The sequence below is a fragment of the Rhizobium sp. ARZ01 genome (genome assembly GCF_014851675.1).
GTDB lineage: Bacteria > Pseudomonadota > Alphaproteobacteria > Rhizobiales > Rhizobiaceae > Mycoplana.
Genome location: NZ_JACVAE010000004.1, coordinates 322993 through 348728 on the forward strand (window position 1 = coordinate 322993; position 25736 = coordinate 348728).

The following is a 25736-nucleotide window of genomic DNA, read 5'->3' on the forward strand; positions in this document are numbered from 1 at the left end:
CGGTTGGCGCGCCGCCGCGTTAGGCTGCGGAAACCGCTTCTATCGAGGCCGACTGTTCATCCCAGGCGATGTCCTGAGCGTTCTGGAAATCCTCGACGCGCCCGATATCCAGCCAAAGGCCCTTGTGCCGAAAGACACGCACGTCCTGGCCGCTCTCAAGCATCTGCAGGATTAAATCATCGAAGCCGAATGGAACGCCTGTCGGGATAAACTCGAAAACGGTCGGATTCATGCAATAGAGGCCCATGCTGACGAGGTGCGTCAGCGCTGGCTTTTCGCGGAACCTCTTTACGGATCCGTCCTGCTCGTCGATGACGCCGAAATCCATCTTGTGTGAACGAACGGTGGTCGCGATCGTCAGTGGAGCGCAGTGCTTGTGATGAAAGCTAACGAATTGGTTCAGGCTCAAGTCGGTCAATACGTCGCCGTTCAGCACTAGAAATGGCTCGGTGAGATCGTCCCGAAGAAGGGAAAGCGGGCCGATCGTTCCCAACGGCTCAATTTCCTGCGTGTACAAGATCCTCATGTTCCATTGGGCGCCGTCACCGCAGACGCTGCGAATGAGATGTCCGAGGTAGCCGGTGGTGATGTAGACATCCTGCACCCCGTTCCGCCTGAGCCACTTTAAGAGAAGCTCCAGGACCGGTCTCGATCCGATCGGCATTAGAGGCTTTGGAAGGACCGACGTAAAGGGTCGCAATCTTGTACCCTTCCCCCCGCATTGAATGACAACCTTCATCTCATCCTCCCTCTTCCCTAGCCCTTACGGCTTAGCGCTAGGGTGATGCCGGCGCTTTTGAAAGCAACAGAGGCAGCTTTACTTGTGCGACGTTTCGATGAACTACTCCAAAGGATATGGAACTGAGGGAGTGCTGTCTTCGTGTGTTCGAACGATGCGTGCGGTTCTGGTCGCGACGATCGTATGAAGCTAGCACGCGCCGTCGATGCCAGATTTCTGAGCCTTTTCGCCTGCCGACCTCATCCGAACGAATGAAGACGCCCGACACAGGGCTCCTTAGGCTTTAACGCTCGGTTTGCCGCAAATGACGAGGCAGGAGCTGAATTATGCATCCTCGCGGAAGTTGTCTCGTACTGTCGAAATAGAGGTCGCAAATTATGGAACGTGTTAGGCCACCAAACGGGAGATATTCTCGGTTAGACGGTCCGGCGCCTTCGGATTCGCGACGTGATCCTGGATCTCAGTTCTCCAAACTCCTCGACATGATAAGACGGCACATGGTTTTAATAGGCGCGATGGCAGGGCTCGGTACTTTTGTGACTGTCATTGCCGCGTTGGCAGCCCCGCCCTCGTACACGGCGACGGCTCAGATCGTCATCGACCCTGGGCGGGATGCGACACATTCGACCATTTACGAGACCGTCGATCCGACTGTGATTGATACGGCGATCGCTATTCTAACTTCCGAAGATCACTTCCGTTCGGTGCGCGCCAGCCTTTACGATTACCCCGGCTTTCAGTCTGAGACGCGAGAAGAGACGTCGGCACTAAGGAACTCCATCGAAGAGTTACGGGCATGGCTCCATGCGCTCGTTGGTTCGATCAAAAGCATTTTTCCTGTGCCGGATGATCCGAAACCTGAAAGTGGTGACGAACGGCCGGGTATTCCCAGCGTCGGGGAACTCAGAGCAGGCTTAACAGTCAACCAAGAGCGCCGCTCCCGCATCATCTCCGTGAGTTACACGGGCAAGAGTCCCGAAAAAACTGCCGTCATCGCGAACCAGTTCGTAGACCTCCACATCAAAGAACTGCGCGACCGGAACCGACAGGCGGCCGAACGTTTGGCTGCTCGGCTGGACCAGCGCCTCGTGGAGGTCAAAGCCAAGGCTCAGGACGCGGAGGAGAGGGTACAATCTTTCCGCATCATCCATGGAACAAATAGTGTCGAGGCTGATGCGGAACTGATCGCCCAAACGAGGCGGCAGCTTGCACGCGCGAGGTCCGAAATAGCGGTAAGAGAAGCAGCTATCGATACGCCTCCTGGTGCCGAAGCGGGGAGGGCCAAGGTTGGCGATGTGCAGGCCCCAGAACTGGGCGCGACAGGTGATTTGAGCGAGCGTCTGCAGGCGCCGATAAACAACGAGGCTGAGGTTGTTCGCTCACAAGCGTCGATGCTGGAGCAATATCTGAAATCACTGCAGAGCGGCGCCGCCGACCGTCTCGATTCTGAAGCCGAGCTTCGCTTTCTCGAGCGTCAAGCCGCTTCCGCTGCGGAACATTATAACGACCTCCTCCGGCGCAAGCAGGAGATAGCTGAGGAGCAGGATAACTCGACAGTGGCGGCGCATATCCTCGCAACGGCACATGCGCCGACGCGCCCCAGTTCGATCAACCCGATCCTCTTCATACCAGCCGGACTAATCGCTTTCTCTGCGTTGGGAGCGGCAATCGCATTCTTTCTTGAGAGCATGGATCGCACTCTGCGGAGTGAACGCGACATAGTTGACGTCCTCGGCGTCTCCTGCATCGGCCTCGTTCCGAATATTCCCTCTATTTACCGGCGACCCGGAAGAGCCGGTTTTTTATTCGATGGAGTTTCATCAGCATACGGCCAGGCGATCTATTCGATCGCAGCGGCAACGCTCCAGCCTGCTGGTGCGAGTGTTGAGCCGTTGGTTATCCTTGTGACATCCAGTTTGCCCGGCGAAGGCAAGACGACGCTGGCCACGGGCCTTGCTGCCTGCGCGGCGCGCCTTGGACGCTGTGTTCTTCTAGTCGACCGCGACCTCAAAGATCCCCGCGGTTCAGCGGCATTCGAAATCGTAGCGGACGAGAATGCATGCCACTCGCTCCCTCAGAAACAGACGAGCGTTGGGCCGATTGGCCGGATTCCAGATCTGGAATGCGACTATCTTCCGGTGCACCGGACAGGTGCCGACCAGCCTTCGCTTGTTGCGGCTCAGAATGTTGTCGAAATCTGTCAACGGCTGCGCGGGAGCTACGATTGCGTCATCATTGATGGCCCGCCAGCCTTCGCAACGGAAGCCCGCCTCCTTTCCACTGTAGCCGACAAGGTGATCTTTGCGGTGCGCTGGGGAAGCACCAGGCGCGAGGTCGCCTGCAATGCCCTTCAGCAGTTGCAGCGCTCCAGTCGGTTCGAGAGCCTGGCCAATGTTCATGCGGTGTTGACGCGCGTCCATTTGAGAAAGCACGCACGGTATCGGCTCGGGGATATGGGTGAATTCCTCCAGAAGCACCGAAGACATTATACGCGCTCCGGCCTGTGGAGTTGACTTCAGCTCATGGTGATCAGCATCGAAATCGTTACCAGCTGGGAGTAGGAGCCGAAACGTTGCGGTGGTGCTTTGTTTCTCCTGGATACCGATCGACTCAGGTCCTCGCCGGCGATTCCCGCTCGTCGGGTGGCGCAGAAGCACAGATAGCTCATCTTGCCGCGGCTCTTGCGGGTCTTGGGCATGAGGTAGGCCTCCTGTACGGTAGCGGGCAGACACAGTCTATCAACAAGATCTCGGGTGTCACCTGCATCGAGGCTGCGCCGGCGTGGCGATTCCCTAGAAGTCTCCCGGCATTCTGGCGTGCCATGGACATGTTACGCCCGGATGTTCTCTATGCGCGCCTTCCAACTGATTTTCTTTGGTTGATGGGCCTTTTTGCCCGTTGCCGCGGGGATACGCGCTTCGTGTATGCCTTGGCCAATGACCTTCATTGCACGCCCTGGACCGCATACGACCACAAGAAATGGTTTCACGCTCCGCTATTCAGCCTTGGTTTGCGAAGCACCGACCTGATCGCGGTTCAGCACGTTCAGCAATTGGCTATCCTCAATCCGCGGCTGCGAAAGCGTACGGCACACGTGCCGAATTTAGTGCGCTCGGTCTGCGAAAGTCCTCGCGTCTACGACGCGACCACCATTGATGCGATCTGGATCGCGAAGATCCGCAACAGCAAACAGCTCCATCTCTACTTGGATTTGGCGGCAGCGCTACCCAGGCTGCGCTTCGCATTGGTCGGCGGATTCGACCCCACAGTGAGCGGCACGCTACAGGCTGGGCTCGAGCAGCGGATATCCAAACTAGAAAACTTGACCTTCTACGGTCCGCAGCGTGACGACAAAGTGATGGCATTGCTCGCGGAATGCAAAATATTGGTAAATACCTCCTGCGCTGAAGGCTTTCCCAACACTATGCTTGAGGCGTGGAGCGTAGGGGTTCCCGTTGTGTCACTATCGGTGGATCCGGGAGGAGTGATCGAGCAGGAGGGAATGGGCTTCGTCAGCCGAACCATGACTCAGCTGGTTCATGATGTCGATGCACTCGCTCGAACGAAGTCGCTGAATCAGCGGTGCGGAAAAGTTGCGCTTTCCTACGTTCGCCGACGGCATAGCCTCGAGGCGGTGTGCCAGGCCCTGGAAGAGGCTCTTCCCGGGATACGAGTAGGCGTGACGCCGACAATACAGTCTATGGGTCGCGGCTGATCCAGACTCGAAGGTAGGGGTGACCGGCGGTGCTGAATCTTTTTCGTGTTGTACCACCGCCGATGAGGCTGCTGTATGGTGCCTCGGCAGTCCTGCTTGCAATCTTGGCGTCTTCCTGGCTGATCCTGTCGGGCGATCCCGGTGCCCCGATTCTGGCCGTCGGCGGCGCCGCCGGTGCCGCTATCGCCCTCTATTTGGTGCAACGGCCCCGGGGCGCCCTGTATGTCGCCATCTTCCTTGGGCTAGTGCCAATGGGGCTTCGGATCGACCCCGTCTACACGCTCGCGGTCAATTCGGCCATTGCGCTTGCGTTAGGTGCGTGGCTGCTCAACGTCATCGTTCACCGGCAGCATATAGAGTGGAACGCCGTATGTATTGTAATGGCCCTTTATCTTGTCTGGGCGATTGTAACGCTGCTTTGGGCTCCCGATCTCATCCTGGCCCGCAAGGAACTTGTCACCTATGTCATCGGATTCATTGTGCTGCTACTCATTTCCGAGCAGGTCAGATCAATACCAGCTATAGACGGATTGATGCGCGTCCTGAGGTTGATGGGCTGGATCCTCCTCCTGGGTGGACTGCACGCAGTTTTCTCAGGCCAATTTCAGCCTGGCGAGAGACTGCAAGTCTTAGGTATGAACGAGAATCTCTTCGGCGTGGAGCTAATCCTGACACTTCCCGGGTCGATCTGGCCGGTGTTGCGCTCATCCGGCGCAAAACGCACGTTCCATCTGGTGCTCAGCATTTTCTTCATCCTGTGCACCTTGGGTCTTGTGGCCCTAAGCGGCTCCCGTGGAAGTTCTATCTCCCTCATGATCGTGCTGCTCGCGTTCTTCTTCTACAAGCCCATGCGGCCGTTCGGTATCGTCGGGATAGTACTGGTGGCGGTTATGCTTGCCGCTGCACCATTCGCTACGGATGTCCTCGTGCAACGCTTCCAAGATCATGACGGAGGGGATCTGGGGGGGCGCGTTGTGCTGTGGCAAGCGAGCTTGCTGCTTATACAGGACAATCTGTGGACCGGGGTCGGAATCGGTAACGGCCCGACCGAGCTCCATCGATATGTGGCTTCCCTGACGAGCATCTACGCGCATCGTCCCCAATTGCCGAGTCATAGTCCGCTGCTCGAGGTGGCAGTAGAGACGGGCGTGCTCGGCGTCTTCCTCTATGCCAGCACCGTCGTTCTCGCTGTGTGGCAGTTCTTTCGGCATCGCCACAAGCTATATGTTCACGATGCGCTAGTCGCGGGCTATTTTCCGCTGATGCTCGGTGTGTCGATGGGGTACTTCGCCTCCTGGCTGAAGGGCGGAGGAGTGGACGCTCACCCGACTTTCTTTGTACTCCTAGGGCTGCTCGTATTTCCGGCCCGATTGCTGCGACCTGGCGAAGCAGCATAAGCGCCTATCCGACACCCAAGTAGTCCGGAGGCTTTGGTGAAGACGAGAAGCTCTGCGGCTCTGCGGAGCCTGCGGCGGTCACCAGCTCATAGGGAAGCATCCGGCGTAGCCTCACCGTTCCTCTCCGGGGGCTTACGTCTCGGCCACCGCATTGTCGAAAGTTGCCTCTCCCGGACATCGATATATCGAGCGCCGCCATGTTTCTTCCATGCGTCCAATAGCAATATTGGCTGCCGTGGTCAGGACGATGGATCGGGCAGATGATGGCCGTCGGGACGGTAAACGCCTTGCGTAGCGCCTCCAGCACAAGCTCCTGATGCAGACGATCACTCACAACTCGGACGCCGAGCGAAGAAATCGAAGATCACCGTGCCATTATACCAGATCCGACGTTAGATGACCCACTGGGTTCAGTCCTAAAGCCTTGGAGGCGGGTGCCCCAAAGAGCAGCATGGGCGTAGTCATTACCGACCAAAGCGATGCCCAGCGCTTTGGAGAAGCGCTCAGCCGCGGCGGGTGCGAGATGAAGACTATCAAGGAAATCGCCAGGTCCGGTGCGCTCGAAGCCTCGTAGATCGATAATCTCTGCGCCACCGCGGCTGATGGTATTATAGAGCTCATCGGAGAGAGGATAGGGTTTGGGAACAGGTGAGGCGACAAAAACGACCTTGGCGCCATCGCTTGTGACGATATTAAGAAATCTGGCCAACTGATTATAGGTGGGAGGCTTAGCATGAGCTGCAGTCTGCCCATCACTACGAACAAAATCATTGATGATTGGAGCGAATTCCTGGTAGCCAGGGATCAGCGCCAGAACCCGTTTCTGTATGCGCTCCCTGTTTGCCCAGAGCCGAGAAGTGGCGCCAAGCAAGTATCGGACACGATCGCTGAGCGAGAGAACGTCGTGGGAGAAAGCCTCTGCGGCAAGAGATAACCCGGCAAACTCGCCGCCGAGACGCTCAATATTGTGGACTGGGCCATCATCTAGGTGGTTATTAGCAAAGCAGATGATGACCAAGCGAAGTTGAGTGTTGGTCGGCTGAATGAAACGACGGTATATATAGAGCCAATCAGTAAGCACTGTGTCGTCAGGATAAACAAGACCGATTGTTGCATCCGAGAGATTTGCACCCGCCCATGTTCCCTTGACGATATCCGGGCGTATCCCCGCGCGCGTCAATGAGTTCCCCAGGAAGAGGACGCGTGGAGAATTCCCTTGTTTAATGTCATTGATGATGGCTGGTATCTTCTCTATGTGCTGCACATCGTAAGACAGCCGGTTCTCGGTGAAGTAAAGGCTGATTTCTCCGATGAGCAGCACGGCCAGCAAGCTCGCGATCACTTTCCATTCGGATTTAGAATTGGAAGTAGATGAATTCATGGCTTTCAGGTGCTTGGAAGACGATGAGCATTAGTACTGCGTAGGCGTATAAGGATGCACGCGCGATCCAAGGGCTTTGTGTGAGGCCAAGAAGATTCTTCGCGCGAGAGGTGGTCCAGTACTCAAAAATGAACAGCGGAAGTGCATAGAAGGCGATCAACCCTAGCATGGCAGTAGCGGTGGGCGTGACGCGCCAGTCCGTTGCCATAAGATAGAGGAACTCACCTACCTGCTGCATGTTCTCGGCACGGAACAAAAGCCAGCCGAAGCAGATCAGATGAAACATCAGCACGATCCGCCAACTACGATCAATGATAGATAGCGTGCGCACCTTTTCCCAACCCATGAGACGGTAGATTGACAGCAGTGCCCCATGATAGAGGCCCCAGAAAACGAAGGTCCAGTTGGCGCCATGCCAGATGCCGCCAAGGACCATTGTGATCATAAGGTTGCGGAGAACCGTGTACTCCCCGCCACGATTGCCACCGAGTGCGATGTAAAGGTAGTCGCGCAACCAGGTGGAGAGGCTAATGTGCCAGCGGCGCCAGAAATCGCTGGGGGAAATAGCCAGATAGGGAACTTTGAAATTATCCATCAGATCAATGCCCATCCATCTGGCGACGCCTTGGGCTATAGAGCTGTAGCCTGAGAAATCAGCATAAATCTGCCATGCGAAAGCATAGATGCCGACAAGGCATTCGATGCCAGTGAGTTGGGATGTATCGCGACTGAAGATGGTATTGACCAGCACGGCCATGTTGTCGCCGATAACAACTTTTTTAAAGAGGCCCAGTAGGATATAGTAAAGTCCGACTGCGAAGTCGTCGGAACGATGGACTCGCGGCGTTTCAATCTGCTTTAGAAGTCCGCGTCCAAGGGCATCCTGTCCTTTGGCGCCAGAACGCATGATGGGCCCGGCGACCAGATGCGGGAAGAATGAGACATACAGGGCGAAGCTCCAAAAACTCGTAGCGGGCTTTGTTACCCCGCGGGCGATGTCGAAGATGTAGCTCATGCTTTGGAAAGTGTAGAATGAAATTCCCACCGGAAGAATCACTTGGACAACTGGCAGCGATGCTGGGATGCCAATTGAGTTGAGCGCTGTGATGAGCTCATTGGAAAAGAAATTATAGTATTTAAAGATCCCAAGCAGAAGCAGATTTACGACCACAGACAGCCAGACGTATCGCCCTTTGTTCGCTTCGGACGAAGTGGATGCAATCAAGATGCCAAGATAAAAATCCATAACTGTAGAAAAAGTAACGAGGGGAAGAAAGCGCCAGTCCCACCAGCCATAAAATAAATAGCTGGCCGCCAGCAAGAAGAATATTTGAAGGCGAAATGGAAGAAGCCAATAAATTGGAACGACAATGGCAAAGAATATCCAAAACGTCCAGCTGTTGAATAACATGATGCCCTCTTCCAAGGGTGCCAGATCAGTTTACGGCATACGTCATCATTGGCTTACGTGCGCTTGAGACTGTGCTCTTGATTTGAACTGACCACAACTAATTCCTTCGGATAAGGTGCTGGTTCCTTGCGCATGGCGCATCACACGGTTCTGTGGCAAACCGGGCGGTAACGGTGCTTGGGACATGAAGCTCTTTCGTTGGAAGAGGGAATTTCATGTTCAAGGGCCGCCATTTTGACCGCTCGGTGATTTCTGCCCTGTGTTCGCTGTTAACTGGCTTGCAATCTCAGCCTCCGCGACCTGGAGGAGATGATCGCGGAGCGCGGTCTGAGCGTCGATCATTCGACGGTCCATCGCTGGGTCATTCACTTCGCACCACTGTTTGCTAGAACGGTTCAATCAGCGAAAGCGCGCCGTCACCGGGAAGTGGCATGCGGATGAGACTTACATCAATGTCCGCAGTCGCTGTGGATGTACCTCTCGCCATCAACGGCGACGACAACGGTGGAGGTCTTCCCCAGCAAACACCACGAGCCGTTGGCTGCCAAGCAGCTTTATCCGAGAAGCCATCAAACGTCATGGACGGCCGGAACGCATTGTGATCGATGGCAGCCATACCAACCGCGAGGCCATCATTGCCTGCGATGCCGAGTCGACTGCAGGATCAAACACCTTCCTCTATGCCAGCGCCGTCGTCCTCGCTGTGTGGCAGTACCTTCGTGCCGCCACATGCTATATGTTCACGATGCGTTAGTCGCGGGCTATTTTCCACTGATGCTCGGTGTGTCTATGGGCTATTTCGCCTCCTGGCTGAAGGGCGGAGGAATGGACGCTCAACCGACTTTCTTCATACTCATAGGGTTGCTCGTTTTTCCGGCCCGATTGCTGTCACCTGAGGAAGCCGCATAAGCGCAGTGCGCCGACGTCGTCGTGCGTGGCGCACTGAAGTCAACGAGGCGCACTTTGACCCGAGCGGTTCGAGCGGCCTGATTCCTTCCAGGGTGTTCCTGGCTAGCCATCCGGCAGACTTCCGCATTTATGTGGAGTACGGGATTATGCGAAGTCCGCACGACAACAAACACAAGCGGTCAACGCCTTGCGTTCGCATCTGGCTGAATTGGGTATCATCACCGCGGCGACCTTCGAGGCGCTTGCACCGGTCCCAGTGGCTTCAAGTCAGCTCGTCATTCGCAGCTACGCTAACAATTATGTCGCGCCAGCCGCATCAAAACTGGCCTTGGGTTAAGGCGCTTTGTCCGGCCTCCCGACTTGCGGACGATGTGGACGGCGGTGAGGGGCTCCCATACCGGTTATCCACAATGTTAAACTCGGCGACCAAAATCCGCCAAGCAGGACCTTAATTTGTTAAATGACTGTAGCGCGTGACATAAGGCATGCGCTTGAAGCCATTGATCAAATCAAGAGCAGGCCGCCTCGGCGGAGGGTTATCATGAAAAGCCCTTCCTTTCGATAGAGACGCTGTGTCTTCTTTCGATTCAGCGCAGGTCGACAAAGTCTCGTCGCATTTGCATGTGCAATCATCCTCCGCATTCTCAAAGAATCGAACCGGTAACTGGTCATCTTTGAGAAAAACAAAACTTAGATAAACCTCAGTCGTGAGCAGACTGAGTCTTATGAGGATTCTAAAGAATGGCGTCTTACTACGTGTCCACCAATGGATCGGACAACAATTCTGGTCAGTTGGATAAACCGTTCGCATCGCTTCAGCATGCGCATGATATCGCAAAACCCGGCGATACGATTTATATGCGCGGAGGGGTCTACAAGCTCACATCCGAAGTGCGGCTCACGAATGACGGCACGAGTGGCAATCCAATAACGGTGACAAACTACCAGAATGAGGTGCCGATCCTGGACGGGTCCTCGATGAAGGGCGGCTATGTCGTCGACATGTCCAGTGTCTCGTGGAACCACATCAAGGGTCTTGAGATCAAGAATGGTCCCGAAGGTGGCCTCATGATTCAGGGCCAATCGCATAACAACAAAATCGAGCAGTTGGACGTTCACCACAACGGATGGAATTCGGAGTGGGAGGGTAAGGGCATCGTGATGTTCGGCGCCAGCTCGAACAACCTGCTTCTCAATAACGACTCTCACCACAATCAGGATCTGCATCGCGACAACGCGGACGGTTTTCAGGTCAGCACCACTGGCACGGGCAACGTCCTGCGCGGCAATCGCGCTTGGGCCAACTCGGACGATGGCTTTGACTTTTTCAACGTGCATAACAACACGAAGGGTGCGCCCCTTGTCTTGGATGGCAACTGGGCCTTCGACAATGGCTACGCCCTTGACGGCAGCGTGGGTGGAGATGGAAACGGCTTCAAGCTGGGCGGCGCGCGCGCGGGAACGGACAGCACCTCGGGTGGCCATATTGTGACCAACAATGTTGCGTGGGGGAATCGATCGATTGGATTCGACGAGAATTCCGCCTCCAATCCAATAAAGCTTGAGCACAACACCGCGTATAACAACGGCCTATACAACTATGGATTTTGGGAGACGGAGCATACCTTCCGGAACAATTTGTCGGCCGGAACCGGAAAAATAGCGGCGTCCGGATCGACTGAAGGCAATTCGTGGACGATGCCTGTTAAGGTGGACTCGAGCGATTTCCAGTCGTTGAACGATAGCACGGCGCGGGGGGACCGTGGAGCCGACGGTTCGCTCCCGAGCACGCAGTTTCTTCATCTCGCGAAGGGCAGCGATCTGGTCAATCTGGGTGCTTTCGGGACGGGTACGCCGCCTACTGACGTCACGCCTCCTGACGTCACGCCGCCTGACGTCACGCCACCTGACGGTGACGTTCCGGGTTCCGTCGGCCTACCCGACTACGACTCCTACAAGATGATCGACGGCAATGGGCGCGCCAACACTATCAATGGAACCTCTGGCGCCGAGTTGATCGACGGCAAGGGCGGGAACGATAAGCTCTTCGGCCACGGCGGCAATGATCTTCTCGAGGGTGGCAATGGGGCCGACCAGCTGAGCGGTGGGGCCGGCAACGACTTCCTTGACGGCGGCCAGGGTGCCGATGTCTTCGTTTACCGGGAAGCCAACTGGGGCACGGATGTGATACTGGACTGGGAGGACGGTTCCGACAAAATCGACCTTCGCCAAACTGGTCTCAAATTTACGGACCTGGGCGTCGTCGGTGCCGACGTCGATGGCGATGGCCAGAAGGACGACGTGTTCATTACCAGCGACCACGGCAACATCGGCTTGCTCGATACCAATGCAGCGGCGATCAATGCCTCTGACTTCTTGCTCTAACAGGATTTGGCCAGCGCGGACTCCGTTCGCGCTGGTCTTACGTGTCGCTCGCCATGCCAATTTCACCGGGCCGCCCGGCGCTACTCAAGCCTGATAGCTGCGGAGGGGACGCGTATCCGACCGGCGGCGTTTAGGAATCGGACGAGCTTCCGGCCGCGGTCAACAATCCCAGATAATGAGATCGCAGAAGCGGAATACCGGCCAGGAGCGGATAGGTGGTAGCTGCCGTGCGTCCTAGGCCATCGGCCAAAGGAGGAAGTAGTGAAATCGACTTCAGCCGTACGACAGTAGCCGGAAACAGACGGCTGATCCGCCGTCTTGTCATTGCTCGAACCGAGCGATTCGTCGGGCTTGGATAACGGAGATCGTACCACAAGATCGCTCCTGATTTCTTGAGCACCCGGAGCATTTCGGACGCGATGTTTCTCGCCATCTCGCTGTCGATCACTGAGGAGAAAATGGTGAAAGCGACTATTATGTCAAACGAGTCATTTGGGAAGCTCAGGCATTCGGCATTTGATTGCGTCAAGTTGAAGGTCGGGTAGCGTTTGCGTGCATTCTCAATGTGAGCTGACAAGAGATCCACCCCGAAAAGATTCTCGGGCTGCGCTCCGCGCTCATTGAACCACCCGAGTTGGTTGCCGTAGCCACATCCAACGTCCAGAATTCGGCATTCGCAGAGAGGGGGGCCAGGCCAGTCGTCGATCAAAGTTTCGATTGCATCACTCCGTTCCTTGCACATTTGCTGACGACCGGGGCTAAAGTGATTCCACCGCCCGTCCCGCAGGTATCCGGTATAGACTTCTCGAAGTCGCTTAACCTCATCGCCGCTCACTGAAGACTCTCCCTGGAACCCTCTTGGCTCTCTTTGATAAGGTCGTTGGCAGCTGGTAACTGGTCCGACACTTCCGAAGGTGCATGGCAATCATCTCCGGGAACAAGCCCCGACAGAGTAACGCCAAGTCGACGCCTTTGAGATTCCAATAATTCCGGTTTCTGAGTCCAGTCCTTCCAGGAGGCTCCTATGGTTCGGGCGATCTCCCCACCGATCTCGCCGCAACCCTTGCGCTTGAGAATCTCGACGAATTCATAATCTTCGACGCCATCGCGCAGCCATTTGAGCCGCATGGAGGGCACCACGCCCTCCACTCCGATGGGCTGCCCCGGGTAAAGAAGCATGCCCTCTCCCGGATAATCATTGCCTCCCGTCCGGTATGTCTGCACGTCCTTCCAAGGATCGTCGGTCCACAGATCGACGCGCCAGTACAACAACCCTGTCAACCCGAGGCTCTGATTGATGAAGCCGGGCTGGATGCGATAGTTGATCGGCGCAAAGTCGATCTGCCACTTTGGAGAATATTCGTCCTGAACAAGGGCATTGTATGACCAAACCTCATCGCCCTTGGCCATAACCTCGGCGATCCGCTCTAATGCGCTCTCGTACATTTTGGGGAGAAGCACCCAGATATCGACAGCAGAACGCCCGCTTCCAGTGCCATCGTCATAGAGCTCGGGAACAGGCTTCATCGTCACGAGATTGTCGACACCCGCCTCATGAAGTACGCGTGCCCAGGCTTTCATAGTTCCATAGACACCGCTACAGCGGTCGATTTCATCGGCCGTATAGTTGAAGAGACGGAGCGCGGGATCGTGCTCAGCTGCAGCCTGCTGCACCTCTTCGAGTGATGGAGGCGGCGCCATCGTGCATTGAGCCATGCTGGCATCGCTCCACAGCCCGAGATTGACGGATTTCAGTCCGAACCTGTTGATGAACAAAGCCTGATCCTGAACTCGCACGTCACGCGGCATTAGCTTATGCTTCAGCAACTCGGCCTGAGCCTGCGGAGTATTCGCATCCCAGATAAGGAAAGCCGAATTTAACGAGGGGGTGAGTGGGAGAGTGAAATTCCACACATGAAGCACAATCTCGCCGACGGCATTTCCTTGATCGCTTGACACTGTCACGGCGCCGCTATAGCGGCCGGGCAACGTATCGCGCGGAACGGCGACGTCGATCCAGATAGGCTGGTTTTGGCGCGAAGGAACGGAAAAGGCAGTCGCTCGGGAATGGTCGTCTGTCGCTGGAGCGATTGCCTCGGCACCGAGCGGTATCAAGGCATCAGCGTACCAGCCCGGGCCGAGCGGTTGGTTCGATCCACGCAGGTCGGGACTGGATGTCGTCACATGGACGTAATGCTCGCGATAGAGCGTCACATTCGTCGCAGCGATACGGTTTTGGTCGCCATTGGTCAGATCTTCCACCTGAATCGTTACGTTGGTGAGGCCGGTGACCGGCGCACTGATCCCAACCTGAAACGACTCGATTTCACCACGGGCGGCATAAAGTTCGATCGTCAGCTGGTCGCCAGGGACAGCGTTTTGCTCGATGCGTTCCAAACTGGGCACGAGCCATATAGCCGGTTCTGTCCGTGCCGTACCGGAAGGCAGCAAGAAATAGAAGATGACTGGCACGAGCCAGACGGTTAGCCCAGGGCGCGGCCAACGCCGGGTTCGATATGCGCCGAAAGAACGAGTAATCGAATCTGAAAGGCGTGCGACGAGGGAGCGGGACTGCAAAGCGAGTCCGTAAAGTGAACCGCATCCATAGCTCAAGTGCAGTGAAACCAGCACTGCGGGAAAGAGGAGCAGGTATAAGCCGGGCGATGTGCAGGCCGCCAGTAGGGTCGCCGATAGCAAAGCAGTCCCATAAAATAACAGCAGGCCTGAAGTGGCGAGCAGCGCGGGAGGCCAAAATAGAGATGCAGTTACCGAGATTGACAGGCTTGCTACTAAGGCGAGTGGAGCGAGATGACGCAGCCGTAATGCGCGCCAATTCTCGACCATCGCGAGGACACCGCCGAACCCATTGCCAAAATACTGTTTGCAGAGCGCAGGCAGGGATTGCCGGGGCTGATAGAAAGCTCGGATATCCGGCGAAAGATAAAGGCCATAGCCGAGCCGCCGTATTCTTTCGTTAAAGTCATTATCCTCAGCACGCCAAAGATCTTCTCGTAGTGGACCTACTTGGTCGACGATATACTTCCAATAGCAGCCGTTCCATACGGTATCGGTCCATCCTGCGGCTCCTTCTCTGCGGAACCTAGCAACCCCGATGCCGAAAGGGCTTCTATGTGCCGCAACGATCGCACGACCAACGAGTGATTGTGCTGGTAAAGGACGTGCGATTGCTCCCACCCCCCCGGCGCCTGTCGCGAGCAGTGTCGAGACGCTTTGCTGGACGACGTCGGGTTCGTAACGGGCATGGGCATCAAGACGCAGCACGATGTCAGTCCGGATGCGAGAAAGCGCCAAATTGAGTGCAGCAGCGGGGCTACCACGCGAATTCTCGATGACTCGCACCCGTGGGTCGGTCCGCTGCATTTCTTGCAGCATCTCGAACGTTCCATCGGTTGACCCGGCGTCGGCGAACCAGAATTCGGCAATCGAGGGATAATCCTGACTGAAAACGTCGGAAGCGAGTGTCTTAAGATGTGCAATCTCATTGCAAATCGGGATGACAATGCCGACAGTCGGCTGCTTGGGGATCGGAGGTGTCGGGTAATCGGCGAGCGCAGACCGGTATTCAGGCGGCTTTTGAGAAGACTTCAGCATGAAGAACTCCAATCATCCGTGCACGATTGACTTCCAAGGTGTTGTCAGCCATCAGGGCGCGCCCATTCCTACGCAAACGCTCCCGTAGTTCCGGACGGCAAACAACCTGCTGGATCGCACTGGCCAGCGCACAGATGTCGCCTGGCGGAACAAGCATGGCCGTTTCGTTGTCCTTCAGGAGATGAGGGATGCCACCCACGGCAGTCGCGATCGTGGGTAGACCGATGCATAGCGACTCATTGATGACTTGCGGAAAGCCCTCCGTAAAGGATGGCAGCACAAGCGCTCCGGCTTGCCGGTAAAGTTCGAACAAAGGCGGTCCATAAGGCACAAAACCGTGGAACGTGACTGTGTCGTAAATGCCGAGAGCCATGGATCGAGCCTTGAGCTCCGGTTCCAGCGGGCCTGTACCAACAATATCGAGGCGGCACGGAACACCGCGCCGCTTAAGGTGCGCGAGAGCTTCGAGAAGCACGTGATGCCCCTTTTCCAGAGCCAACCGACCAACGCAGATCAAGCGCGTTGGATCGGGTCCGAAAGACATTTCTGCAAAGGCTCTGAGCTGCGCGTCTCTCATGAGACAGGGCGTATGGTCGTGCACCCGGTTGCTGAAGTGGCGGTACTCCCGAGCAAGGTCTTGCCCTACAGTGAACACTGTTCGATCACGCGCAAGCCGCTTGAAGTGCCAATCAAGTGCCCTGGCAGCCGCCACGGCAACATGACGTTTCAGACCCCGATGTGTGCCCAACTGTTGGACTAGGTTCTGGCGAACCACCAGGCCTACCGGCACCCCGAGCGCAATGCACTCCCTCGCGATCATCTGCCCGATCGGATGCGGACCGCCAATCAGGATCGCGTCCCAATTCCGCGCCTGCTCCGAAATTCGGCGACGGATATCCAAGAAAGCACGAGGCCCGACGCGCCAAAGTTGATACAGGCTCGGATAATAGGGGAGAGGGCAAAGCGTGATCGCCGGATGGTCAAGCAAATAGGGTCCGCGTCCGGGTTGCGTTGCCTCGCGCCCGATGAAGACGATCTCGTCGACGAACTCGATCAAACTGGCCGGAAAGAGGATGTATGACTCATCCGTCGAAAGAGTGTCGCCCTCACGCCAAAAAACCTGATCAACGAAGATGGCGAGTCGCATAGCCAATCCACTTCTTTGTATCGGCATCGTTTCCCCTAGCGCATAACGTCCAGAGTTGGCCGGTGACCAATTTCGGCTGGAACTTCTGCTCGATCCAAGCACGTGCGCGGGTGCCGATCTCGCGTCGCATGTCGGCGTCCGTCGCCAGACGAAGAACATCGCGCGACAGCTCATCCTGTTCGGATTCGGCTATGAGCCCGGTCACGCCGTCCTGGATCAGGTCGACGACGCCGTTCACTGGCGTGGCGACGCATGGCACGCCCGCTGCCATGGCCTCCATTACAACATTGGGCATGCCCTCGTAGTCGGAAGACAGTAGGAAAATGTCTGAGGCGCAAATGAGCTCTCGGGCATCAGGCACACTGCCGAGAAAGCGGACCCTGTCGCCCAGCCCGAGGCGCGCGACCTGGCTCTTCAATTCGTCGAGACAGCCGAGCTCTTTTCCGGCGATCGCGGCCTGCACCGTGCAGTGCCGACCTACTGTTGCGATCGTATCGATGAAGCGGTCGAAGCGTTTCTGCGGCACCAGTCGGCCTACCCCAAGCACCAACACCGCGTCATCGCGCAGACCAAGACGCTGACGCCACTCGGCACGCCAGCGTGCCATCTGATCAGACGGGAAGATCTCGACCGCGTTCGGCACATAGACAACGTGCCTTTTTGAGCCGAGGCGGTGCGCGAGTTGCCCCTGTGTCTCCCGCGAATTGCAGACGGCAGTCGAGATGCCGGCCACGCTCATCCACGACCATAAGCTGCGTAGGCCCGTCGGTAGGTCTGCAAATAACGCGTTACGGAACGACCCGATGCTTCGGATGCCGAGCCCCGCCAAGGCGAGTGCGAACACATTGGTATAGGACGACCACGAGAAGAGGCATCGAGTTTTCCGAGCGACGCACGCCGCACGAAACTGCCGCATCTTATCCAGAGGGCGGCCCTTCAGCAGCACGACAGGAATACCAAGTTCGCGGATCGGAGCTTCCCAGAACCCGAGTTCGCCGGACACGTAGACGGTGGGGGCCCAGCGGGCGAAATCACAATGCGCGAGAAAATGATAGAGTTGCCGCTCGGTTCCGCCTTGCCCGAGCTGCCCGATGACCACGGCGATGGATTCCGGTTGCGTCGCTCTTGGCCCGCGCCCCTCTCGCATTAGTCAACTCCCCTCTTGCTGGGTGAGCCATACAGCGTCCTCCACGTTTAGCGTGGGCTCCCGTTTCTGACCCGCCTGGATTGCGGATGACTGTTTCGTAGGCTGGTAGAGCTTCTCGATACCCCTCTATTTCTCCCCGATCGCCGCCATACTCCCTGGCAGCTGATCGGAACGGAGCAAGACTTCGATTACATCGCCCGGTAGTAGCTCGGTATGCCCGTCTGCCGGGAGGCGGCGCCAATCCTGCTCGACTTTGCGCGTGATGGCAATTAGGGCCTGCGCAGCCGTTTCGAGCATTTGAGAGGGTGAGGTGGTTCTGCCGGGCCGCAGCTTCTCGCCGGCGCCCCTCAATCGCAATTCCGATTCGGCCAATCTCTCACTCGTCTCTCTAAAGTCCTTGAGAAGTTCGATCCGACGCAAGTTTATCGTCCTGTCGAGACTCCGCGCCAAGTCCCCCCGTCCTCGCTGGATCTCCATCATGTTCACAGTGGTCTGAAGCTGGCGCGTGGAAGATAGAAGCACTGCGCGGCGTACCTCCGACACACGCGTACTGGGCACACTGCCGGCCTCGAACAGCTTGATAAGCTTATCAAGCTCTTCCGCATCAGCCTGTGCTCCGCTCTCTTCTTTCTTTTCCTGTTGAGCGAGAACTGCGATCTGCTCATCAGCCTGCTTCATTGCAGCTTGAATGGAGGCGATCTCCTGGTCGTGGTTTTCCTGCGCGAATTTCAGCGATTCCTGTTCGGACCGGACGAGATTTGCGAGAGTAGCAGCTGGAACCGGCAGGTCTGCTGGGATTTTCTCTTTGAACGTGTCCGCGTCATCCAGTTCGGCCTGCAGGCGTAGCAGGTGCACGGTTTCTCTCGCGTACTCTAACACGCGAAGATTGTAGTCCTCGCGCATGCCCGCCATTCGATCCCGATCGAACATGGCAGGGCTCGCCCGCATTGTGCTGTAGCCCCCAGCGAGGGCCACGGCCTGACGGACCGTCATGAGGGGCCGGAATGCATATTGGCCTGGCGTCAAGACGTCGCCATCAACGTAGATAGGTCGGTATTCGACCACGGTTGCGGCGACATCGGTCGGGAGAACGAAAACGGTATACTCGCGTCCCTCCGGCGTCTGTTCCCGGAAGAGTCGTGTCGGCAAGATGGAAGCGATCTGATTCCGCATTTCCGCCGCGGTCAAACCTGCGATTTTGATCGTCCCAAACGTCGGCAGAGATATCGTTCCATCGAACTGGATGGCAACCCGGTGTTGCCACTCCGGCAGTCCAGCGATGGTGATCTCCACCACGTCTCCTGGCGCAAGCTTGTACTCTGTTGCTGCAGCATTACACACAAGCGTGAACACGAGCGGGATCCAGCCAACACTTAGCGCTCGGGCCCATGCGCCTATCCTTGCTATCCTCATGTCATCACCGACGTATTTGTTAGTGGACCGGCGGGCCCTCCCCAATTGATCTGCAACCATCTCACATCGAGGCCCAGGCAGAAACGATGTACTGGGCCAAGTGCTGTGCTCCAGCCCGGCAGCTCGAATTCGAACACTTGATCGAAGCGCTCTATCGAACATGGCGAACAGTAGCAGCAGGGTTCGCAGTGTCTTCATTCGATTGCAGGAGAGGTGGCTCGGTTTGTCCGAACAGTTTTGGTGGCTGCTCGCATGGTTTCCAGCCTCTATCGACGCGTGCACATCCTGCTCAGGCGTAACGGATGGCCGGTCAATCCGAAGCGAATCTGTCGCCTTTACAAAGAGATGGACCTGCAACTCCACAACAAACTTCGCGGGGTGACAAGCTGATCTTGAAGGGCATCATCGTCTCCAACCACGGTGGCCGCCAGCTCGACGGCGCCCCCTCGTCGATCAGCATGTGCATTGTCGATGCCGTCGGCGGCCAGACCGGCGTCACCAAGGCGCTGGAGATCATCCGCAAGGAGCTCGACATCACCATGGCGCTGCGCGGCGAGCGCGACGGGTGCGACCTGTCGCCCGAAACCTGCACCAGGGGTGATCCGGCACGGAGGCCTGGACCTGCCAGGCTCTCCCTCCGGCCTATGAACCAGGTGATGCTAACTCGAAAAGATGCGGTGCCCGGAATTGCCAGTGATGGCTATCGGGCGCACACTTCCCCCGTTCAAACAGAGGGAGGCATCCATGATGGATCGCAGCGAACTCGAGAGGACTGTCCGGGCGTTCTACAGGGTCCGCAATGACCATGATCTTGACGCGGTGATGAGCCTTGTCGACCCGGACGCCAGCTTCCGCATCGCCGGCAACTACAGGCTGGGTCCTCTGACGCATATGGTCGAGGGCTCTTCCGAGATCCGGGCCCGCTTTGCCGATCTGATGGCGAACTGGGACCTTTCCGACATGGATTTTGAGAGCATGCATGTGGACGGTGACACGGCGGTGGTGCACCGCAAAGGACCGGTCCGCTTCATCCCGGAAGATAAGTTCTTCGATACCGAGATGATGGACAAACTGACCTTCCGTGACGGGCGAGTGATCGAATTCACCGAGTTCGTCGACACGCTGCTGGCAGCGGAAATCATCGGTTTCGTCAAGCCTTCAGGCATCTGGACCGGCGTGCCGGGGGTGCCGATGGAATCACTGGACGTAGTGGAAGACGTGGACCGGCCGACCGCCTGACAATCAGGCCGCTTCGGGCTTAGACGCTAGCGTCGTGCGCCGATATCGCGGCGCGCGGGTATGTTCGGCGCCCTTGCGTCATACGATCTCGCCGTAGAGCAAGCGTTCAAGGGCCGTGATCTCGGCGGCGAAGCGGCGGTATTCCGCACGCTTGAGCGCGAGAAAGACAAAGTGCATCCGTTCGCCGAGTGCATCCTTCAGGAAGGAGGATGTACTCGCCTTCTCGATGGCACTGCGCCAGCCGGGCGGCAGGATGTCGCCAGCACTTTCGGCATAGGCGGTAGTTTCCGGTCCCGGATCAGCCTTCGCAGCAATGCCGCGCTGCATGCCGGCAAGAACGGTGGCGCCGACCAGATAGGGGTTGGTGTCGATGCCGGCGGCACGCTGCTCCAGGTGCCGGCCAGCGCCGGAACCTGCCGGAACGCGGACGGCGACGGAGCGGTTGTTGCGGGCCCAGGTCGGTGTCGTCGGGGCGTAGCTCTGCGCCGAGAAGCGCCGCCAGGAATTCAGGTGCGGCGCGAAGACCAGCATGGACTCGTCCATGGTCTCCAGCAGTCCCGCCACCGCCTGGCGCAGCAGCGGTGACAGTTCGTCATCCCGGTCGGCAAAGAGGTTGTCGCCCGCCGCATCGGCGAGGCTTGCATGCACATGCATGCCCGAGCCGGCCCGGCCGGCAAAGGGCTTGGCCATGAAGCAGGCCATCATACCGTGGCGAAGGGCAACGGATCGCAAGAGCCGCTTGAGCATGACGAGATCGTCTGCCGCCCGCAGCGCGCTGCCATGACGCAAGGTCAGTTCGAACTGACCCTGCGCATATTCGGAGATCATCGTTTCGACCGGCAGATTTTGCGCCTCCGCGGCGCGATAGACGGCGTCGATGAACGGCTCCAGCCGATCGAGTTCGCTGACGCCGTAAACCTGGATACCCTCCGGCCGCTCGCCGGAGAGCGGCAGGCGCAGCGGCTGGAAGTTGCCAGCGGCATCCTTTTCGCGATCGAGCAGGTAAAACTCCAGTTCATAGGCGAGAACGGGGTGATAGCCGTCGGCTCTCAGCAGTGCATCGCGGCGGGCGAGCGCATGGCGAGGATCGGCAGCCATCGGCGTACCGTCCAGCTCACAAAGCGACAGCCGTACCTCACCGCGTGGCGGATTCGTCCACGGCAGCGGCACGAGCGAGCCTTGGATCGGCCAAGCCCGACGATCGGCGTCGCCGTCCGACCAGACCAGCCCGGTCTCCTCCACGTCCTCGCCGGAGACGTCGAGGCCGAGAATGGAGCCGGGCAGGTGGCGACCGGAGCGGAAGATCGGTAGAAGCTCGTGGCGGCGGATGATCTTGCCGCGCGCGATGCCGTTGGCGTCGATCAGCACGAGATCGAAGGCTGTGATTTGCGGATGTGCAGCGAGAAATTCCACGGCCTCGGCAATGTCGGCCACTCCCGCCGGACGCGCAGCAGTGTCCCTGATCATTCGGCTGCCCTTTTCATGCGTCGTCCCTCTCGGTCAGCCGCGCCAGAACCTTGGCGAAGGCGCCCACCAATCCGTCAGCCTCCTCGGTCGAAAGCGAAGGGCTCACCAGCACCATATTGTGGAAGGGCGTCAGCAGATAGCCGAGATTCAGCATGGAGAGATGCACAGCCTGCTCGATCGTATCGGACGCAGCAGCACGCGCCTCGGCGGCATTGCGAACCGGCCTCGGCGAAAAGACAACTTCCAGCCGGGCGCCGACGCGCGACACCGTCCAGTCCAGGCCGCTTTCAGCAATCACCGCCTTGAAACCGGCCTCGATCCTGTCCGCGCGGGCATTCATGACGCGATAGGCGTCATCCGTCATGACTTCTTCGAGGCAGGCGCGCAGGCAAGCGAGCTGGATGGCACTGCCCGAAAGGGTCGTGCCGATGCCGGAATGGCCGTGGCCGCTCTGCTCGCGGCGAATGACATGCAGCTTATCCGAGATTGCCTCGGTCATGCCCCAGACGCTGACGGGTATGCCGCCGCCGATCGGCTTGCCCATCACCATCAGGTCGGGCTCCAGACCGGGCATCCTTGTGTATCCGCCGGGGCCGGTGGATATCGTGTGCGTCTCGTCAATCAGAAGCAGCGTGCCTGCTTCGCGCGTCAAGCGGCGCAGCGTAGTGTGGAACCCCGGGTCAGGCAGGATCATGCCGCAATTGGTCATGACCGGCTCGGCCAGCACGCAGGCGATGTCGTTGCCGGCAAGCGCTGCGGCAAGCGCCGCCTCGTCGTTGAAGGGAACGGAAACCGTGTGTTCGCCGAGATCGCGCACCTGGCCGAGGAGATTGCGGCGCGAGACCGTCCGGCCATCGACCAGATCCACGAGCGTATCATCAACGGCACCGTGATAGCAGCCGTCGAACACAAGCAGTTTTGCCCGGCCGGTGACCGCGCGCGCGACACGTATCGCAAAGCGATTGGCGTCGCTTGCCGTTGCCGCCAGTTGCCAGCGCGGCAAGCCGAAACGCTCTGCAAGCAGGCGGCCAACGACGTGAGCGTCCGATGAGGGCAGCATGGTGGTCAGGCCGCGCGTGCCGGCATTGGCAAGCGCCTTCAGAACCGGCTCGGGTCCGTGGCCGAACATGGCGCCGGTGTCGCCAAGGCAGAGGTCGGTCAGGCGGTTGCCGTCGATGTCCGTCAGCGTCACGCCGGATGCGGTTTCGATGATCGCCGGAAAGGGTGAAGGCCAGTCGAGCATCCAGTGCTGCGGCACGCCGTCGAAGAGGCCCGATTCAGATTGCTGGTGCTGCGCTTCGGAACGCGGCCGCCGGCTTGCGAAGAGTGCCCGCTCCGTCTCAAGGATCCCTGCGGCGCTCTGCTCGAGCTGCGCGCGCACACCGGACAATTCGTATTGCGGCCTGGACATGTGCACTCCCCCTCGAAGCTCATCCTGCACTTGCTTGCCCGGCGCACACCCGCTGCGAGCAACAATGTGATCACTTATAGGAACTTGTGATCTCATGAGTCAACGAGGGTGGAAGGCGCGCCGGTTTTTTCCCGCTGAGGGTAAAGTGTGGTAACGGGCTGCTACCAATCGCGGCGGCTTCCAATGCAAGGCCGCCCTCACCTGCAAGAACGTAAGGAGCACCACTTGGCAAAGTCCATCCACTCCATGATCCGCGTGCTCGACGAGGCGCGCTCCGTCGAATTCTACCGTCAGGCATTTGGCCTTGAGTTGGCCGACCGGCTTGATTTCGAGACCTTCACGCTCGTCTATCTCAGCAATGCCGAGAGCGAGTTCGAGCTCGAACTGACGATCAACAAGGGTCGGACGGAACCCTATGCGCTGGGCGATGGCTACGGTCACTTCGCCGTTTCGGTGAAAGATCTCGATGCCGAGCACGCGCGGGTCACCGCGTCGGGGCTGAACCCAGGCAAGATCGTCGAGTTCAATCGAGACGGCACGCTACTGGCCCGCTTCTTCTTCATCACTGATCCGGACGGCTACAAGATAGAAGTGCTGCAGAGACACGGCCGGTTCAAGTAACGAAGTAGACCCTTGGGATCGACCGGTCGGTCGAAGCGAGATCTTCCTGGCCTCACTCGCGGATCAATCCGCGGGAGGGGCGCCCGGGAAAATCTGGTGCCGATTATGGAGATCGATTAGGCGAAAGTCCCGTCGCGCGGTAAAATCGACGATGCCGGAAGCCGCCACGCCGGCGCCAGTGCTGAACCTCAAGCGCATCGACGTCCGGGCGATGCGGGCGGCATCTTCCCCGTTGCAAGAGGAGGGAGCGATGAGAGTCTCAGAAGTCATGCACAAGAGTGCCTCCTGGGTTCCGCCAACGATGCTTATCTCGCAAGTCGCGAAAATCATGAAAGAGCAGGACATCGGCGCCGTTCCGGTTGGCGAGAACGATCGCCTGATCGGTATGGTGACAGATCGCGACATCGCAATCCGCGCCTGGCCGAACGGACATGACATATCGTCTCTGACGGCGCGTGACGTGATGTCAACCGGCATCTCCTACTGCCGCACGGACGACGCCCTTGAAGACGCTGTCCTCATGATGGAGAGCAAGAAAATTCGCCGTTTGCCCGTCATCGATGCCAACAAGCGCATGGTTGGCATGCTCAGTATCGGCGACGTGTCGCATGCCGCCGGCAAGAAGCTGACCGAGGGGCTGATGAAGGCCGTGAGCGAGCACCACGCCTGATGCATGTCCCAAATGCGCAGCGGCATAAGGCACGCCGTGCAAACTTGATCTGACACGGCATGCTTTAGCACTCGATGCCGCCGGGAAGCAGCGGTAGGAGCGCTTAGCGCCTGCCTTCACGTTTCAGCTTTTGCTCACGGAAGAAGATGAAGAGGCCGGATGCGACGATGAAGCCGGCACCGACGATCATCGCAGTGCGGGGCAGGTCGCCGAAAAAGAGCCAGCCGAACAGGACTGCCCAGATCAGCATCGTGTACTGGAGCGGCACGACCGTCGATGCGTCCGCCAGCTTCAGCGAGCGGTTCACCAGCATGTGCGCCCCCATGGCGACGATGCCAAGCAGGCCCAGCAGGCCGAAATCGACGGGGCGGACGGGTGTCCAGCCGGCCGGATCGAATGCGATGACCACCAGCGAAAAGATGGCGGCACCAACCACCTGCCAGAAAACTAGAGTGGTATCCGGCGTTGCACGCAAGGTGCGCCCGAAGATCATGGCGAAGGCGAAGGCGGCACTGCCGGCGAGTGCGATCAGGGCGGGCAGCGTGAGGCTTTCGGAGGACGGTTCCAGCGCGATGACGACGCCGGCAAAGCCGATCAGGATCGCCGTCCAGCGCCGCCAGCCGACCTTCTCGCCGAGCATCAGCGGCGAGAGCGCGGCCACATAGATCGGAGCCGCAAGCCAATAGGTCATCGCATCCGCGAGCGGCATGTGACCGACGGCAACGTAGAAGGCCGTCGCTTCGAAGGCGAACAGCAGCGAACGCAGCGCCTGCAGGCGCGGCCGCTCCACCCGGACTAGGCTCTTCCAGCCCGAGCGCCAGAAGAATGGCAGAAGCACGGCGGTCGCGGCGATGCTGCGGACCAGCATGAGTTGCGGCGCCGAATAGCTGGTGACGAGCCATTTGCCGAGCACATCGTTCAGTGCAAACATCAACATGCCGAGCATCATCGCAAGCACGCCGGCGTGCGTAGCACTGAAGCGGGCTTCGGATCGGGAGGAGGTGGTAACGTCTGTCATCGCTGGCTTCCACGTGCCTGGCCGTGCCCGCGCAACGCGTTGGCAGCCACGAAT

19 protein-coding genes and 3 pseudogenes are annotated in these 25736 nt (G+C 58.3%); 10 read left to right on the forward strand and 12 right to left on the reverse strand.

From position 1 onward, the window contains the following. Nucleotides 1-19 precede the first annotated feature (19 nt). Nucleotides 20-739, reverse strand: a complete 720-nt coding sequence (locus IB238_RS21705; protein ID WP_192252051.1) for a sugar phosphate nucleotidyltransferase — start codon at nucleotides 737-739, stop codon at nucleotides 20-22. 377 nt (nucleotides 740-1116) lie between these two features. Here IB238_RS21705 and IB238_RS21710 point away from each other — a divergent pair, with 377 nt between their 5' ends. Continuing rightward, entirely contained in the window at nucleotides 1117-3252 is a 2136-nt protein-coding gene (locus tag IB238_RS21710) for a polysaccharide biosynthesis tyrosine autokinase (RefSeq protein ID WP_281414487.1), read from the forward strand. Nucleotides 3253-3254: 2 nt separating this feature from the next. Here the strand turns inward: IB238_RS21710 and IB238_RS24680 are convergent, their stop codons facing one another. Then, entirely contained in the window at nucleotides 3255-3437 is a 183-nt protein-coding gene (locus tag IB238_RS24680) for a hypothetical protein (RefSeq protein ID WP_246723794.1), read from the reverse strand. On the opposite strand from IB238_RS24680, the gene IB238_RS25070 reads away from it, so the two are divergent. Both IB238_RS25070 and IB238_RS21720 read left to right on the forward strand, forming a co-directional pair. Beyond that, nucleotides 3399-4454, forward strand: a complete 1056-nt coding sequence (locus IB238_RS25070) for a glycosyltransferase family 4 protein (RefSeq protein ID WP_348648289.1) — start codon at nucleotides 3399-3401, stop codon at nucleotides 4452-4454. The genes IB238_RS24680 and IB238_RS25070 overlap by 39 nt on opposite strands. Before the next feature lie 29 nt (nucleotides 4455-4483). Continuing rightward, nucleotides 4484-5851, forward strand: a complete 1368-nt coding sequence (locus IB238_RS21720) for an O-antigen ligase family protein (protein WP_192252059.1) — start codon at nucleotides 4484-4486, stop codon at nucleotides 5849-5851. A gap of 364 nt (nucleotides 5852-6215) precedes the next feature. Here IB238_RS21720 and IB238_RS21725 read toward each other — a convergent pair whose 3' ends face one another. Together IB238_RS21725 and IB238_RS21730 are read right to left on the reverse strand one after the other, a co-directional pair. Next, nucleotides 6216-7193, reverse strand: coding sequence for a hypothetical protein (locus tag IB238_RS21725; protein ID WP_192252062.1), 978 nt, complete (start codon nucleotides 7191-7193; stop codon nucleotides 6216-6218). A gap of 13 nt (nucleotides 7194-7206) precedes the next feature. Then, complete coding sequence (locus tag IB238_RS21730; RefSeq protein ID WP_192252065.1) at nucleotides 7207-8643, reverse strand: MBOAT family protein; 1437 nt, start codon at nucleotides 8641-8643, stop codon at nucleotides 7207-7209. 215 nt (nucleotides 8644-8858) lie between these two features. On the opposite strand from IB238_RS21730, the pseudogene IB238_RS24695 reads away from it, so the two are divergent. Continuing rightward, a pseudogene (locus IB238_RS24695) lies at nucleotides 8859-9021 on the forward strand (IS6 family transposase); the annotation flags it as partial. 1272 nt (nucleotides 9022-10293) lie between these two features. Next, nucleotides 10294-11937 (forward strand): right-handed parallel beta-helix repeat-containing protein, encoded by a 1644-nt coding sequence (locus tag IB238_RS21735; RefSeq protein ID WP_192252068.1) that lies wholly within the window; start codon nucleotides 10294-10296, stop codon nucleotides 11935-11937. A gap of 130 nt (nucleotides 11938-12067) precedes the next feature. Here IB238_RS21735 and IB238_RS21740 read toward each other — a convergent pair whose 3' ends face one another. The 5 genes from IB238_RS21740 to IB238_RS21760 form a co-directional block, all read right to left on the reverse strand. Beyond that, the gene (locus tag IB238_RS21740) at nucleotides 12068-12772 is read right to left on the reverse strand and encodes a class I SAM-dependent methyltransferase (protein ID WP_192252070.1); all 705 of its coding nucleotides are present in this window, start codon (nucleotides 12770-12772) and stop codon (nucleotides 12068-12070) included. After that, on the reverse strand, nucleotides 12769-15549 hold the full coding sequence (locus tag IB238_RS21745; RefSeq protein WP_192252072.1) for a glycosyltransferase: 2781 nt from the start codon (nucleotides 15547-15549) through the stop codon (nucleotides 12769-12771). Before IB238_RS21745 ends, IB238_RS21740 begins: the two co-directional genes overlap by 4 nt. Continuing rightward, entirely contained in the window at nucleotides 15521-16696 is a 1176-nt protein-coding gene (locus tag IB238_RS21750) for a glycosyltransferase (RefSeq protein WP_192252074.1), read from the reverse strand. Before IB238_RS21750 ends, IB238_RS21745 begins: the two co-directional genes overlap by 29 nt. Further along, a complete protein-coding gene (locus IB238_RS25075; RefSeq protein WP_192252077.1) occupies nucleotides 16674-17795 on the reverse strand; it encodes a glycosyltransferase in 1122 nt (373 codons plus the stop codon). The genes IB238_RS21750 and IB238_RS25075 overlap by 23 nt, the downstream gene beginning before the upstream one ends. A gap of 174 nt (nucleotides 17796-17969) precedes the next feature. Further along, nucleotides 17970-19454, reverse strand: a complete 1485-nt coding sequence (locus IB238_RS21760; RefSeq protein ID WP_348648281.1) for a polysaccharide biosynthesis/export family protein — start codon at nucleotides 19452-19454, stop codon at nucleotides 17970-17972. Between the two features lie 69 nt (nucleotides 19455-19523). Here IB238_RS21760 and IB238_RS24705 point away from each other — a divergent pair. From IB238_RS24705 to IB238_RS21770, 3 genes and pseudogenes are all read left to right on the forward strand, one after another. Beyond that, nucleotides 19524-19625 (forward strand): annotated as a pseudogene (locus IB238_RS24705) (IS3 family transposase); the annotation flags it as partial. A 32-nt stretch (nucleotides 19626-19657) separates the two neighbouring features. Further along, nucleotides 19658-19819 (forward strand): annotated as a pseudogene (locus IB238_RS24710) (alpha-hydroxy-acid oxidizing protein); the annotation flags it as partial. 181 nt (nucleotides 19820-20000) lie between these two features. Continuing rightward, the gene (locus tag IB238_RS21770) at nucleotides 20001-20495 is read left to right on the forward strand and encodes a nuclear transport factor 2 family protein (RefSeq protein WP_192252081.1); all 495 of its coding nucleotides are present in this window, start codon (nucleotides 20001-20003) and stop codon (nucleotides 20493-20495) included. Nucleotides 20496-20573: 78 nt separating this feature from the next. Here the strand turns inward: IB238_RS21770 and IB238_RS21775 are convergent, their stop codons facing one another. Together IB238_RS21775 and IB238_RS21780 are read right to left on the reverse strand one after the other, a co-directional pair. Further along, entirely contained in the window at nucleotides 20574-21962 is a 1389-nt protein-coding gene (locus tag IB238_RS21775; protein WP_192252084.1) for a glutamine synthetase family protein, read from the reverse strand. A gap of 13 nt (nucleotides 21963-21975) precedes the next feature. Then, the gene (locus tag IB238_RS21780) at nucleotides 21976-23373 is read right to left on the reverse strand and encodes an aspartate aminotransferase family protein (RefSeq protein WP_192252087.1); all 1398 of its coding nucleotides are present in this window, start codon (nucleotides 23371-23373) and stop codon (nucleotides 21976-21978) included. A 225-nt stretch (nucleotides 23374-23598) separates the two neighbouring features. Here IB238_RS21780 and IB238_RS21785 point away from each other — a divergent pair, with 225 nt between their 5' ends. Then, a complete protein-coding gene (locus IB238_RS21785; protein ID WP_192252090.1) occupies nucleotides 23599-23994 on the forward strand; it encodes a VOC family protein in 396 nt (131 codons plus the stop codon). A gap of 250 nt (nucleotides 23995-24244) precedes the next feature. Further along, nucleotides 24245-24664, forward strand: a complete 420-nt coding sequence (locus IB238_RS21790; protein WP_192252093.1) for a CBS domain-containing protein — start codon at nucleotides 24245-24247, stop codon at nucleotides 24662-24664. A gap of 103 nt (nucleotides 24665-24767) precedes the next feature. Here the strand turns inward: IB238_RS21790 and IB238_RS21795 are convergent, their stop codons facing one another. Then, the gene (locus tag IB238_RS21795) at nucleotides 24768-25682 is read right to left on the reverse strand and encodes a DMT family transporter (RefSeq protein WP_192252096.1); all 915 of its coding nucleotides are present in this window, start codon (nucleotides 25680-25682) and stop codon (nucleotides 24768-24770) included. Nucleotides 25683-25736 lie beyond the last annotated feature (54 nt).

Coding starts and splice junctions, on each gene's coding strand:
- IB238_RS21770 (WP_192252081.1), top strand. CDS start 20,001: ATGATGGATCGCAGCGAACTCGAGAGGACTGTCCGGGCGTTCTACAGG.
- IB238_RS21750 (WP_192252074.1), bottom strand. CDS start 16,696: ATGCGACTCGCCATCTTCGTTGATCAGGTTTTTTGGCGTGAGGGCGAC.
- IB238_RS21790 (WP_192252093.1), top strand. CDS start 24,245: ATGAGAGTCTCAGAAGTCATGCACAAGAGTGCCTCCTGGGTTCCGCCA.
- IB238_RS21745 (WP_192252072.1), bottom strand. CDS start 15,549: ATGCTGAAGTCTTCTCAAAAGCCGCCTGAATACCGGTCTGCGCTCGCC.
- IB238_RS21710 (WP_281414487.1), top strand. CDS start 1,117: ATGGAACGTGTTAGGCCACCAAACGGGAGATATTCTCGGTTAGACGGT.
- IB238_RS21795 (WP_192252096.1), bottom strand. CDS start 25,682: ATGACAGACGTTACCACCTCCTCCCGATCCGAAGCCCGCTTCAGTGCT.
- IB238_RS21730 (WP_192252065.1), bottom strand. CDS start 8,643: ATGTTATTCAACAGCTGGACGTTTTGGATATTCTTTGCCATTGTCGTT.
- IB238_RS21760 (WP_348648281.1), bottom strand. CDS start 19,454: ATGAAGACACTGCGAACCCTGCTGCTACTGTTCGCCATGTTCGATAGA.
- IB238_RS24680 (WP_246723794.1), bottom strand. CDS start 3,437: ATGCCCAAGACCCGCAAGAGCCGCGGCAAGATGAGCTATCTGTGCTTC.
- IB238_RS21775 (WP_192252084.1), bottom strand. CDS start 21,962: ATGATCAGGGACACTGCTGCGCGTCCGGCGGGAGTGGCCGACATTGCC.
- IB238_RS21735 (WP_192252068.1), top strand. CDS start 10,294: ATGGCGTCTTACTACGTGTCCACCAATGGATCGGACAACAATTCTGGT.
- IB238_RS21705 (WP_192252051.1), bottom strand. CDS start 739: ATGAAGGTTGTCATTCAATGCGGGGGGAAGGGTACAAGATTGCGACCC.
- IB238_RS21780 (WP_192252087.1), bottom strand. CDS start 23,373: ATGTCCAGGCCGCAATACGAATTGTCCGGTGTGCGCGCGCAGCTCGAG.